A 13961-nucleotide genomic window follows, 5' to 3' on the forward strand; every position below is an offset into this window, starting at 1 on the left:
TACGACTCCCGTCCTTTTTCTTCCATATCTCTATTTTACCACGTTCTTTTCTCCTTGTGAATACAGGTTCTCAAAGCCTACATACAAGGCTTCTCTGCCAATATTCAGGACATTATCCGCAGCCTCGACTTCGACAAGCAGATTGACAAGATGGATAAGAACAATCGCTTGCTCAGCGTGGTCAAGGCGTTCTCAGAGCTCGACCTCGACCCGCGCACCATCGACAACGTGAAGATGGGATACATCTTCGAGGAGCTCATTCGGAAGTTCTCTGAAAATGCCGAAGCTGGCGACCATTACACAGGCCGCGACATCATCAAACTCATGGTGAATATCCTTCTGGCCGAAGGCTGCGACGACATCTTTGATGACGGAAAGGTTATCACCGTACTCGACCAAGCCTGTGGAACGGGTGGTATGCTGTCCACTTCCTATAATTTCATCAAGCGGTACAATCCCACTGCCGACGTGCGGCTTTTCGGGCAGGAAATCAATCCGGAGTCCTACGCCATCTGCCTCGCGGAGATGATGATTAAGGGCCAGAACGCGGAGAACATCTGCTTCCAGGACACCATGCTGGCCGACCGCTTTAAGGGCACCAAGATGCGCTTCGTGATTATGAATCCGCCGTTCGGCACGGCTTGGGGCGGCAAGGATGCACCCGAAGGCGTGGAGGCTGCCGTCAATGCGGAACATAAAAAAGTGGAGAGCCGTTGGAAAGCCGGTTTGCCCAGCTCCGGTGATATGCAGATGCTGTTCCTCCAATCCGCGATTGATAAAATGGACGACAATTTCGGTCGAGCTGCAATCATCGAGAATGGCAGTCCGATGGTAAATGGAGGCACGGCTTCTGGCGAGAGTCAGATTCGGCGGTGGATGTTGGAGAACGACCTGATTGAAGCTATCATTGCACTGCCGATTGACCTGTTTTATAACACCGGCATTGCCACCTACATCTGGGTATTCTCAAAGAACAAACGCCCGGAGCGTAAAGGCAAGGTACAGCTGATTGATGCGTCTTCCTTCTTCCATAAGCTGCGCAAGGCGCTGGGGGACAAGAAAAACGAAATCAGCCCGGAAGACCGCTCTGCCATCACCAAGCTGTATGCGGATTTTGAGCCGGGTGAGTTTTGCAAAATCTATCGGAACGAGGAATTCCTGTACCGGGAGTACGTTGTGATGCAGCCGCTCCAGCGGAGTTATGCCATCACGCCGGAGCGCATTGAGGCCATGCTCGCTAAGGGTTCCTTGGCTGGCCTCTATGACGCCGCTAAGGTGGATGAACTTGAAAATGCGGAAGAACTGACAGGCAAGGACATGAATAAACTGGAGGCGTTCCAGAACAACAAGCCGGTTTTTGATGCGATTATCGCAGCATTGCAGGCAGCGGTGAGCGACACAGTCTATTATTCTCCTGCTGAGTTTATGCCGGTGCTGGCACAATCACTTGGAAGCGGTATGCCCATCCCCGCCGGGGAGGAACCGAGGCCGCTGGTGGATAAGAAGCTCATGGAGAAAATCGCGGACGGACTCTCAGTCATGGATAAGAAGGCTGAGATTCAACATGACCGAAAGGGTAATGTCCTTTATGACAAGGAGACCAAAGATACAGAGATTGTGCCTTTCGAAGAGAGCATTGACGCATACATGGCCCGTGAGGTGCTTCCTCATGTCCCAGATGCAAAAGCATTTTTTGAGGAGAACCTTGGGGCAAAGAAGCCTGTCATCAAGACTGGTGCTGAAATCCCCTTTACGCGACACTTCTATAAGTACCAGCAGCCCGCTCCCAGTGAAGAGCTGGAAACTAAGTTCATGGAGCTGGAGCTCTCCGTTTCTGAACGGGTGTCCAAGCTGTTCGAGTAAGGCGGTGATATCATGCGCGAAATGAAATACAGCGGAATGGATAGCATTGGTGATATTCCTGTTGATTGGAAGGTGCAGCGCCTGAGAACGATTCTGAAATTATGGAGCGAGAAAAACAGCGGAGAAAGAGAATTGCTTTCTGTTTTTTTGGATAGAGGTGTAATATCCTACAATGATTCGTCTGGAATGCAGGTTCATAAGCCCAGCGCTGACTTGTCGAATTATCAAAATGTTCATGTTGGTGATTTTGTCCTCAACAATCAGCAAGCATGGCGGGGGTCTGTGGGAGTATCACAATATGACGGTATCATCAGCCCTGCTTACTTTGTTTACGAATTGACTGGCGAATGTGATAACACTTATATGAACTTCCTCTTGCGAGACGGAAGCATGGTACAACAATATGAAACTTCCTCTCGTGGTGTAGGAACTATCCAAAGAAACCTATATGCACTGTGGTTTTTGAATAGCTTGGTCATTCTGCCGCCAATTCAAGAACAAATCCGCATAGGTCAATTCCTTTCTCGCAAGTGCGCAGCAATTGATGCAATCGCTGCCGACATTCAATCCCAAATCGAAACACTGGAACAGTGCAAGCGCTCCGGCATTACCGAAACCGTGACAAATGGTTTGAATCCGGACGCTGAGATGAAGGACAGCGAAATTCAGTGGATTGGAATGATGCCATCTCATTGGGATTGCATCCGTGGGAAGTATATCCTGAAGTATGTGCAAAAGCCTGTCCGGGAAGATGATGGAGTGATTACCTGCTTCCGTGATGGCGAGGTCACGCTCCGTAGCAATCGCCGCGAGGATGGTTTCACGATGGCAGATAAGGAAATCGGCTATCAGGGTATCGACATTGGAGATTTGGTCGTTCATGGTATGGATGGCTTCGCCGGTGCCATTGGAATCTCCGATTCCCGTGGAAAGGCATCTCCGGTGCTGAATGTTCTGGAGACAGACCAGAACAAGCGATATATTATGTACTTCCTCCGGAGCATGGCTTACAGCGACGTCTTCCTGGCGCTGGCTACCGGCATCCGCGTCCGTTCCTGTGACCTGCGGTGGAACAAGCTCTCGGAGCTGTTCTATCCGATTCCTCCGCTGGAGGAGCAGGAGGCAATCGTGGCCCACATCGATGACGTGATTGAAAAGACAAACGCGGTCATCGCCGATAAAAAGGCCCAGCTTGAAACGCTGGATGAGTATAAGAAGTCGCTCATCTTCGAGTATGTCAACGGCAAAAAGGAGGTGCCCATCTCATGAAGGTAGAATTTATAGAATCTGAGTTCTGGGGTGCAGCCTTGTTTGTCGCTGAAGCTGATTTCAAATTAGCGAAGACAAAGGATTCTGAATTTGACAGCTTGGCTCATGCAACAACAGCTTTTGCAAATCTGTTTGACGTAGATTTTACCATTGAGCGGGATGAGTACAATGCGGCCTTGGGTGCGCTTGAGAAAAACGGAGCGGTTATCTTTACAATTGCTTCATCTCAGCACCCGGAGCGCCGCTGGGTCGAGATTCAGGTATCGAACAACAATCAGCCAAAGCGGGTGCTCTATGCTGATGAAGACGGGTATCACCTGATTCACCATGGGCATTTCAATCCCAAAGCGGCTGCTGCCATGCGAAAGCGTCATGAGGAGGAACGGAAGAAATGACGAACATTCTCTCTGAAAAGGACTATCAGAAATTTCTGCTGGAGCGGCTGGAGCAGGACAATGGTTTTGTCATTCGCAAGGCCAGCAATTTTGACCGCCTGTTTGCCGTTGACCGGGAGATGCTCTTCCAGTTCCTGAATACCACGCAGCCGGACACAATGGAGTACCTGCGGAAAATCTATAAGGCCGACCTGGAGGACACCATCGTCAGCTTCATTAATACGGAGACCACCAAGGCCCGTGGCAGCCTCATCGAGGTGCTGAAGCATGGCATTGAAATCTCCAACCGAAAACTGGAGCTCATGTACACCAAGCCCGCGACCACCTTCAATCCAGATCTGACAAAGAAGTATAGCCAGAATATCTTCTCTGTGATGGAGGAGGTCTGGGCCAGCGACAAAGAGCGCATCGATGTGGTTATCTTCCTGAACGGTCTCGCCATCATCGCCTTTGAGCTCAAGTGCAACACCGCCGGTCAGTCATATCAGGATGCTATCTACCAGTTCCGCACCGAGCGGAGCCCGAAGACGCGCCTGTTCCTGTTCAAGGCCGGTACCCTCGTAAACTTTGCGATGGACTTGGAAGAGGTCTATATGACCACGCGGCTGGCCGGTGATGCGACCTTCTTCCTGCCTTTCAACATGGGCAATGGACACGGGGTCACTGCTGGAGCGGGCAATCCTGCCTTTGAGGACAAGTACAGCGTCTCCTATATGTGGGAGGACATCCTGACCAAAGATACCATCCTCGACCTCATCAGCCGCTTCATCTTCGTGGCGGTCAACGAGAAGGTCGATGAAGCTACCGGGAAAGTGAAGCGCAGCGAGAGTTTGATTTTCCCGCGTTACCACCAGCTTGACGCGCTTCGGAAGCTGCTGGCTGATGTCCGGGAAAACCGGACGGCGCAGAACTATCTGATACAGCACAGCGCAGGTTCCGGCAAGACGAACACCATCGCTTGGCTGGCACACCGCCTCACGAGCCTCCACGACGCGGACAACAAAATTATCTTTGATAACGTGGTCATCGTCACCGACCGTGTTGTCGTAGACCGGCAGCTTCAGAAGGCCATAATGGGCATGGAGCACAAGGCAGGGCTCATTCGCGTGATGGATGACAAGTGCAATTCCGCTGACCTTGCAATTGCTCTGAACGGTAACACAAAAATCATCGCCACCACCATTCAGAAGTTCCCCTTTATCGTGGACAGCGTGAAGGGCCTGAAGGAGAAGCGTTTCGCCGTCATCATCGACGAGGCCCATTCCTCCACTGCGGGCAAGGACATGGCCGCTGTCACGATGGCGCTAGGCTCCGGCGAGGAGGTCGAGGCTGATGTGGAAGATATGATTTCCAGCGAAATCAAGCAGAATGGCAAGCAGGCCAATGTCTCTATGTTCGCTTTCACCGCAACGCCGAAGCCAACCACCATCCAGCTTTTCGGACGCCTGAATCCCCACGGACAGCGGGAGGCTTTCCACGTCTACTCCATGAAGCAGGCCATCGAGGAAGGCTTCATTCTGGACGTTCTCCAGAACTACACGGAATACGCGACCTTCTTCCAAATCAACAAGGAAATCGAAGATGACCCGCGCTGCAAGACCAATGATGCCAAGCGGCAGATAGCCCGGTTTGTGGAGCTGCACGAGACGAACATTGCCCAGCGCGTAGAGGTTATCGTGGAGCATTTCCGGACAACGGTCATGCACGAGCTCGGCGGACAGGCCAAGGCAATGGTCATTACGCCGTCTCGCCAGAGCGCCGTGAAATACTGCAAGGCGTTCGAGGTTATCGTGGAGCATTTCCGGACAACGGTCATGCACGAGCTCGGCGGACAGGCCAAGGCAATGGTCATTACGCCGTCTCGCCAGAGCGCCGTGAAATACTGCAAGGCGTTCGAGGAGTATGTAGCCAAGAAGGGATACGAGGGCATCCACGCGCTGGTGGCGTTCTCCGGCAAGGTCAAGCTGCCAGACGATGAGACAGAATATACCGAAGCTGGGCTGAACGGCTTCCCGGAAGACCGGCTGCCGAAGGAATTTGACACCGATGCCTATCAGGTGCTGCTGGTGGCAAACAAATACCAGACTGGTTTCGACCAGCCCAAACTCTGCGCCATGTATGTGCTGAAGAAGCTCAAAGGCGTGAACGCTGTCCAGACCCTCTCACGGCTCAACCGCATCTGTGCCCCGTATGACAAGAAAACTTTTGTGCTGGATTTCGTAAACACCTATGAGGAAATTAAGAGCGCTTTTGCACCGTACTACACCACCACACTGCTGGCCAATTCCGTGACGCCGAGCGCCGTTTACGATTTGGAGGCCCGGATTGACGCCTATGCGATTCTTGACCCGGCAGACATTGAAGCGGCAAACGGTATCCTGTACACCGAGAAGGTCACAGGCAAGCAGAAGCAGCGGTTGACGTTCTTCCTTCAGAAAAGCAAGAAGCTGCTGGAGCACTACGAGTACAACGACCAGCGCGAGTGCGTTTCCGTGATGCGGAGCTTCGTGCGCTTCTATGAATTCCTGCTCCAGGTCTCCAGTTTCGAGGACACCGACCTGCATAAGAAATACAACTTCATCGCTTATCTGCTGTCGTACATCAATATCAAGCATCCAGGTGGTGGCTTCAATCTGGACGGCAAAATCAAAGCCTCCAACTTTGTACAGAAAAAGATCGAGGAACACACCACGCCGAATCTCGTGGCGAGCCCTGTGATGAAGCTCCCGACCGCCGAGCACTTCGGTCTGACCGAGGATAAGGAAAAGCGGCTGTCGGAAATCATAGACGAAATCAACAGCCGCACCGGAAAATCCTATGATAACGATGTTGTGGTCAAGGCGATGCTTCAGATTCGGGACATCCTCATGAAGTCCGAAAAGCTGAAGACCAGCGCCAAGAACAACACCCAGCAGGACTTCGAGTTCTCTTATTTCGATGATATCGACGACGCACTGATTGAAGGGCTCTCCCAGAATCAAGATTTCTTCTCCCTGCTGCTGTCCAACGACGAGATGAAGCGTCAGGTGTTGGGCATCTTTGCGGACGAGATTTACAAGAGCCTGCGCAGCGCAGATTAATGGAGGTACCGGGATGGAACTGTATTTGAAAAAGCCTAGTTCCGGTGTTTCCGCTGTCGGCGAGTATGATTTCGAGGCTGGCACCATGACGGTGAAAAAGGGCTCGACGGTTTCGGAGAATGTTCACTCTGATGGGAAGTTCCGCAGTGCGAAGTCTGTAGCCCGTTACCGGGAGATACACTGTGAGGGCGCGACCGTCAAGGAGGATGTGGTTTTCAAGAGTGCATCCACAGCGGCAAACTTCATCACAGGCCGGAGCACCAACGGTCTCATTGCGTGGAAGGACGCCGAAGGCCGCACGTTAAAAGAGCTCATGAGCGAGTGAATGATACGGGGAGGAAGAGCATGTTTGATGAATTCAGATTGAAAGAGGCGCTGATCAGCTATAAGCGTGACTTTGCGCAGAAGCTGTGGCCCAATGAAAAATATAAGTGGCAGGCCGTGAAGTGCTTCCAGCTCAATTGGGATGTAAACGCTACAGACTTTGCCGGAATGCTCAAGAAGTCTCTGTCTGCCACTGCCAACCTGCTGGCGAATGTGAATAACTTCCCGGCCCGAATGATACAGAAATTCGCGGAGATTGTACCGGAGGAAGTTCGCGCCATGTTCATCGAGCTCTTTGATGAGAGCAAGGATGTCTATGAGCGCATCAACAGCTTCAAGTTGAAATCGTCTCTTCTGCTGGAGCGCTATGGGAACGGTGCTGCCCAGCACTATCAGAATGAGAATTCTATCAGCACCTATCTGTGGCTTCGTTATCCCGACAAGTATTACATTTTCAAGCTGGGCGAGGTGAAAGTCGTCGCCAGTGAATTGGAGAGCGACTATCGCTTCAAAAAGGGTGCCTACGCAGATAACATTCATAATTTCTATGCGTTCTACAATGAAATCTGCACCGAGCTTCAGAAAGATGATGAACTTCGGAATATGCTGGCAGCTCAGGCCGATAACACCTGCTATGCCGACCCGGAGATGCGGACGCTGACAATTGATGTGGGTTTCTATATCAGCCGGTACTACAGCAAACGCAATGATGAGCCTGCTGCGGATGAATGGTGGCCGACAGACTATTCCCCGGCAATCAGCACAGATGAGTGGATTGCACTCATCAATGACACCGAGGTTTTTATTCCCAGCAGCCTCGAAATCATGAAGCGGTTGCTGGACTATGGTGGCAAGGCCACCTGCACACAGCTTTCTGTAAAGTATGGCGAGACCAAGAATTTCTATAACAGCGGTTCCGTCGCGTTGGCCAGACGCGTGGCCGAGAAAACCGGCTGCCCGGTTATGCAGCGCGACACGGGAGACCCACGCTGGTGGACTATCCTCTATGTCGGCAAAGATGCAGGCAAGGATGAAGAAGGCTCTTATATCTGGAAGCTGCGCGATGAGTTGGAATCAGCGCTCAAGCAGATTGACCTTTCTGAGGTGCCGCTGTATGCCAAGAGCGACGAGGAAGAAACAGAGGGATTCCATTGCTGGTGGCTGACCGCAAATCCCAAAATATGGAGTTTTTCCGATATGCCTGTGGGCGAGGTGGAGTCGTACTCCCTGTATAACGATAATGGCAATAAACGTCGCATTTTCCAGAATTTCCTCGATGCAAAAGCCGGTGATATGATTATTGGCTATGAGTCCACGCCGGTAATGAAAATCGTGGCGATTGGACGGGTTACAGCGGAGCAGGATGGCGAGGAGCTATATTTTGAAAAGGTAGAGGGCCTCGCATCTCCTATTGATTATCAGACGCTGCGGGAGTGCCCTGAACTGGAGCGAATGGAGTTCTTCCAGAATCCGCAGGGCAGCCTGTTCAAGCTCACCAGAGGCGAGTATGATTTCATTATGGATATCATCCGCGATGAAAATCCGATTCAGTCTGAGGAATCGAATGACCCGTACACAAGCGAGGATTTCTTGAAAGAAGTCTATATGACCAGAGCCGACTATGCCAAAATGCAGGCCGTGCTCCGGAACAAGAAAAACATTATTCTCCAAGGCGCTCCGGGTGTTGGTAAGACCTTCGCGGCAAAGCGTCTCGCATGGTCAATGATGGGCGAGATAGATGAGAGCCGGATCGAGTTTGTTCAGTTCCATCAGAACTATTCCTATGAGGATTTCGTAATGGGCTACAAACCGGTAGAGGACGGCTTTGAGCTTCGCTACGGTATCTTCTATCGTTTCTGCCAGCGAGCTGCCAATCAGCCGGACAAGGAGTTCTTCTTTATCATAGACGAAATCAATCGAGGCAACATGAGTAAAATATTCGGTGAGCTTCTGATGCTCATCGAAAGGGACTATCGCGGCACCAAGGCCACGCTTGCCTACAACGGGCTCCCGTTCTCTGTACCGAAAAACCTGTATCTCATCGGCATGATGAACACCGCTGACCGCAGCCTTGCCATGATTGACTATGCACTCCGTCGCCGTTTCAGCTTCTTTGATATGGAGCCCGGTTTTGACTCCGAAGGTTTCAGGCGCTATCAAGCCAGCCTGAACAATGACACGCTGAACGAGTTGGTCGAGCGCGTAAAAGACCTGAACAAAGAAATTGCCGCCGACAAGTCGCTCGGAAAAGGCTTCTGCATCGGCCACAGCTATTTCTGCGGACAGGATGAGTGTACGGATGAATGGCTGGACTCTATCGTGAACTATGACATTCTCCCCATGCTGAGTGAATACTGGTTTGACGATGCGACTAAGCTCCAGCGCTGGGAGAACATCATGCGTGGTGTGTTGCAATGATTAAGGATAAGAGCATCCTCATCAAAAATATTTATTGTATGCTGTCCTATGCGTTTACCACGCTGAATCAAGGCGGCTATGAGAGTGTTTCGACCAAGGACTTCGACAATCTTCATAACCTGTTTGCCGCGATACTTGCCAAGGGCATCGGCTGGCAGCTGAAGCAGGGTCTCTACCGGGAATACCTGAATCGGACAGAGACTATGCCTGTGGTGCGCGGGAAAATCGATATGCCGGGTACCATCCAGAATCGTCTTGCCAGAAAGCGTGTCGTGACCTGCCAATATGATGAGCTGTCGGAGAACAATCTGCTCAATCAAATCCTGAAAACGACAGTCATGCTCCTATTGCGTCATGCGCGGGTAAGTGAGGAATATAAAACTGACCTGAAGAAAGAGATGCTCTTTTTCTCCAATGTTGACACCATCGACCCGGCATCAATCCGGTGGAGCTCCATCCGCTTTCAGCGCAATAATAACACCTACCGGATGCTCATCAGCCTGTGCCAGCTGGTGCTTGAGGGAATGCTGATGACTACGGATAGTGGTGAGCATTGGCTGGCCTCCTTCATGGACGAGCAGAGGATGAGCAGATTGTATGAAAAGTTCATCCTCGAATACTACGCCAAGGAGTGCCCACAGGTGAAAGCGACGGCATCGCAAATCCCGTGGGCCTTGGACGATGGCATTGGAACCTTGCTGCCGGTGATGCAAAGCGACATTATGCTCACCCAGGGCAACCGGGTGTTGATTATCGATGCGAAATACTACGCGCACACGATGCAGACCCAGTATGATGTCCACACACTCCATTCAAATAACCTGTATCAGATTTTCACCTATGTGAAAAACAAGGATACGGAGTTTGGAGACCGCCCACACGAGGTTTCCGGCATGCTGCTGTATGCGCGGACAGATGAGCTCATCCAGCCGGACAACACCTACCACATGAGCGGCAACAAAATCAGCGTCCGGACTCTTGATTTAAACCGGGAGTTCTCTGATATTGCCACGCAGCTGAACGCAATAGTGGATGAGCACTTTGGAGAGGAGACCGCACAGGATGTTGGTTAACCGGAAGATGTTTGATACAGTAGAAGCGATTCTCCGTGAAAACGGTTCTATCAAGCGCTTTGAAAATGAATGCGGAGAAATCAAGGGCCGTATGATGATAACCATGACCGACATCCCGGAAGGAATCGCTGTTGAAGAACGCGACAGTAAAGCACCAGTCGCATTTGAGGCATCCTTTGACTTCTACGATTCAACGGTCGGGCTTGCCATATACACCACTGACCGGCAATTAGCTACGGGCCTGTGGGTCACACCACAGGAAGACGGCGCAGAGGCACCTGCAGAGGATTGGGTGGAGTTCTTTATCAAAACGCTCGTTACTCATATTGCGGAGGATGGTTCCTTTGGTGTCCCGATTTACTCTTTTGTGAATGATACCTGTGATATGACGGTTGTCCCGGAACTACCGGAAACGGATTGAAGAAGGAGGTCGGTTTCTCATGACCAGGCTGAAATTCCAGTATTTTATGGACTACGAAGACGGGAAAATTGCCCGGGTAGAAACCACTGATAATGAGGGCATGGAGATACCCGTCAACATCTTCATTGACAATGCAGATGAATGTGAGAATGCTCCGGAAGGCCCATGTGCAATCGATATTTGTGGCGTTGGGAGTGATATCCAGATTTTTAGCTCCGAAGAAGACTACAGCAAAGTCGAAGAAAATAAAATGGCACCTATCTCCATGATTCCAATGGGGACATTCCCAGCGAACAACGATTGGGAGCATTTTGAGCAGAGTCCGCATATCCTGTTCTCTGGTAAAGTTCTCGCTGTGGAATGGAATCCATCGGCTGGGCCGGATGAGCCGAACTGCGATATTGCGATAGACACGCTGGGCTTTACATTCAATTTGTATCTCCGCTACGAAGGAAAAGTTGAGGCGGGGAACGTCGTACACGGTGTCGCATGGCTGTTCGGCGACATGGTTATGGACGAATATGGAGGAAACTGAAATGGCAAGAGGTAAAACGATCAAGCTCTTCCTGATGGATGATGTGCCGAGCGGACGGGTCAAATGCTCTCTCGCCAACTGGACGGGCATAGCATATAAAATTCCGCGAACAGCCCTCGACAAGTGTAAGGATATGGCCATCCTTAAGCAGAGCGGGGTCTACTTCCTTTTCGGCACGGACAAGGAGGATAACACGGTCGTTTACATTGGGCAGGCCGGAATTCGGAAAAATGGTCAGGGCCTTCTTCTCCGCGTCCAGGAGCCACACGCATCCATCGATTACTGGACAGAAGCCATCATGTTCACTACGACCAATAATTCCTTCGGCCCGACGGAGATAAGCTATCTTGAAAACCGCTTCTGCAACATGGCCTTGCAGGCTGGTCGTTATATAGTGAAAAACGGCAACGACCCGAATCCGGGCAACATCACGGAGGAGACAGAAAGCGAGCTTGAGGAGTTCATCGACTATGCTAAGATTGTCATGGGTGCCCTCGGACATAGAGTCTTTGAGCCTTTTGCGCCGACGGTAGACTCTGAGGACACTGAGCCGCTCCTCTTCCTTGAATATAGCAGGGCAAGGGCTACCGGCAAGCGGACGAGTGACGGCTTTGTGGTGTTACGGGGAAGCACTATCAATCCGAGTGTGACGAAAAGCTGCCCGGAGAGAGCCATCAAAGACCGGCGAAAATACGCTGACCGTATCGACGAGAACGGTGCCTTGACTGCAGACCTGCTTTTCTCAAGCCCGTCTGCTGCAGCCGGGTTCGTCGGTGGTGCTTCCTTGAGCGGCAATGCGCTCTGGAAGGATGCTAACGGTAATACACTCAAAGAGCTGGACAGCCAGTGAACGAGTTAAGAATGAATACATCTGAGGAGCAGTTGTAACTATGGAATGTGCTGTATTTTATGAGCAGTGGCAGATGGAATGCTGCGGTACTCCATTTGCGGTCGGCGATACCATCAGGTGGCTTGTTGATACAACCACCGACCTGAACACGGCTATTGACGTTGGTAAAATAGACTACTGCTATGAAGCTCATAGTGATGAATGGGAAAAGCTCTATGTCTTCACTGGACGGGTTCACGGTATAAAAATCCTGTATGAGCGCTTTGAACGGGAGAAAGAAGGCTCACCGATGATGAAGCGAGTGGATGGAATGCTGATGGATACCGAAGCTGTAGACGGAGCGGAAGATGATGTTAACGAGATGCAGGCAAGCGGATATATAGTTCATCTGGCAGACGCCGAAATCCGCCCTGCAAAGAAGGATGAAGTGTCATTCCAGTAACCTTTTAATTTTGCCCGAACCTTTTAATTTTGGCATACTTTTTAATTATTCCCTGAGTTAGCCGCACAGGAGCGACGATACTGGCATCAGCCGCGCTCCGGATGTGCCATGACGGGGCCAATTGAACAACGACTAATACAGCGAAAACCGCAAGAAACGCATAGTTTCCTGCGGCTTTCGCTATTTTTATACACTTTTCCGGTGAGCGGGCTTGTATCAAAGATTACGCCTTTATAGACCCTGCTTGTGGTTCTGGCTCACTGCTTCTGAAAGCGGCAAAAATCCTTGGTAAAGAGAATGTCCGTCAGGGATTTTACGGTCAGGAAATTAACCTGACTACATACAACCTCTGCCGTATCAATATGTTCCTGCATGACATTGATTTTGACAAGTTTGACATTGCCCATGAAGATACCCTGCTGTCTCCGCAGCATTGGGACGATGAACCGTTTGAGGTTATCGTTTCAAATCCACCCTACTCTATCAAGTGGGAGGGCGATGATAACCCTGTTTTGATAAATGGCCCCCGTTTCTCCCCTGCCGGAGTGCTTGCACCAAAGTCAAAAGCTGACCTTGCGTTTATCATGCACTCGCTGGCGTGGCTTGCCACCAACGGAACGGCAGCAATCGTCTGTTTCCCCGGCATCATGTACCGTGGCGGGGCTGAGAAGAAGATTCGCCAGTATCTGATTGACAACAACTTCATTGACTGCATCATCCAGCTGCCGAGCAATCTGTTTTTTGGAACTTCCATTGCGACCTGCATCATGGTTCTGAAACGTAGCAAAGCGGATAACCGTACCTTGTTTATTGATGCTTCCAGTGAATTTGTCAAGGTAACGAACAACAACCGATTGACTGAGGAAAATATCGCTAACATCGTGGACGAGTTTGTTTCCCGTGCGGATGTTGACCACTTCGCCCGTTGTGTACCTTATGAGGAAATCGTTGAACAGGACTACAACCTTTCTGTCAGCAGCTATGTGGAACAGGAAGATACCAGAGAGAAGATAGATATTGTTAAGCTCAATGCCGAGATCGAAGAAATCGTTGCCCGTGAACAGATACTCCGTGATGAAATTGCGAAGATTATTGCAGAAATCGAGGTGGGCGTATGAGACTTTATTTGACAAGACCTCGTTCGAGTATAAAAGCCGTAGCCGATTATGATATGGCAAGTAAATCCTTTGTCGTTCTGAAAGACAGTGTTAGAAGCTGTGTTCATAAGCGTTTAAGCAAGGTATGGAAATGAGAAATTTTGACGATAGTCTCAGCAGATGAGACGGATATC

At 50.7% G+C, this 13961-nt stretch carries 11 protein-coding genes and 1 pseudogene; all 12 read left to right on the top strand.

The window, feature by feature from the left end; genetic code table 11:
• The first annotated feature begins 150 nt into the window (after positions 1–150).
• Positions 151–1863: an N-6 DNA methylase gene (locus D5269_RS15330; protein WP_243126905.1), complete on the top strand. Its 1713-nt coding sequence runs from the start codon at positions 151–153 to the stop codon at positions 1861–1863.
• 12 nt (positions 1864–1875) lie between these two features.
• Positions 1876–3132, top strand: a complete 1257-nt coding sequence (locus D5269_RS15335; protein ID WP_120486693.1) for a restriction endonuclease subunit S — start codon at positions 1876–1878, stop codon at positions 3130–3132.
• A complete protein-coding gene (locus D5269_RS15340) occupies positions 3129–3527 on the top strand; it encodes a hypothetical protein (protein ID WP_120486694.1) in 399 nt (132 codons plus the stop codon). Before D5269_RS15335 ends, D5269_RS15340 begins: the two co-directional genes overlap by 4 nt.
• Positions 3524–6607, top strand: a complete 3084-nt coding sequence (locus tag D5269_RS15345; RefSeq protein ID WP_120486695.1) for a DEAD/DEAH box helicase family protein — start codon at positions 3524–3526, stop codon at positions 6605–6607. The genes D5269_RS15340 and D5269_RS15345 overlap by 4 nt, the downstream gene beginning before the upstream one ends.
• A 13-nt stretch (positions 6608–6620) precedes the next feature.
• Positions 6621–6932, top strand: coding sequence for a DUF4357 domain-containing protein (locus D5269_RS15350; protein WP_120486696.1), 312 nt, complete (start codon positions 6621–6623; stop codon positions 6930–6932).
• 20 nt (positions 6933–6952) lie between these two features.
• A complete protein-coding gene (locus D5269_RS15355; protein WP_120486697.1) occupies positions 6953–9349 on the top strand; it encodes an AAA family ATPase in 2397 nt (798 codons plus the stop codon).
• The gene (mcrC, locus tag D5269_RS15360) at positions 9346–10422 is read left to right on the top strand and encodes a 5-methylcytosine-specific restriction endonuclease system specificity protein McrC (protein ID WP_120486698.1); all 1077 of its coding nucleotides are present in this window, start codon (positions 9346–9348) and stop codon (positions 10420–10422) included. Before D5269_RS15355 ends, mcrC begins: the two co-directional genes overlap by 4 nt.
• Positions 10412–10843, top strand: coding sequence for a hypothetical protein (locus D5269_RS15365; protein WP_120486699.1), 432 nt, complete (start codon positions 10412–10414; stop codon positions 10841–10843). Before mcrC ends, D5269_RS15365 begins: the two co-directional genes overlap by 11 nt.
• Positions 10844–10862: 19 nt before the next feature.
• Positions 10863–11378, top strand: coding sequence for a hypothetical protein (locus tag D5269_RS15370; protein ID WP_120486700.1), 516 nt, complete (start codon positions 10863–10865; stop codon positions 11376–11378).
• Position 11379: 1 nt separating this feature from the next.
• On the top strand, positions 11380–12228 hold the full coding sequence (locus D5269_RS15375; RefSeq protein ID WP_120486701.1) for a GIY-YIG nuclease family protein: 849 nt from the start codon (positions 11380–11382) through the stop codon (positions 12226–12228).
• 40 nt (positions 12229–12268) lie between these two features.
• Positions 12269–12670: a DUF6578 domain-containing protein gene (locus tag D5269_RS15380; RefSeq protein WP_120486702.1), complete on the top strand. Its 402-nt coding sequence runs from the start codon at positions 12269–12271 to the stop codon at positions 12668–12670.
• Between the two features lie 236 nt (positions 12671–12906).
• Positions 12907–13788, top strand: a pseudogene (locus D5269_RS15385) (type I restriction-modification system subunit M); the annotation flags it as partial.
• Between the last annotated feature and the right edge of the window lie 173 nt (positions 13789–13961).

The sequence above is a fragment of the Anaerotruncus sp. 1XD42-93 genome (genome assembly GCF_009917605.1).
GTDB lineage: Bacteria > Bacillota > Clostridia > Oscillospirales > Ruminococcaceae > Anaerotruncus.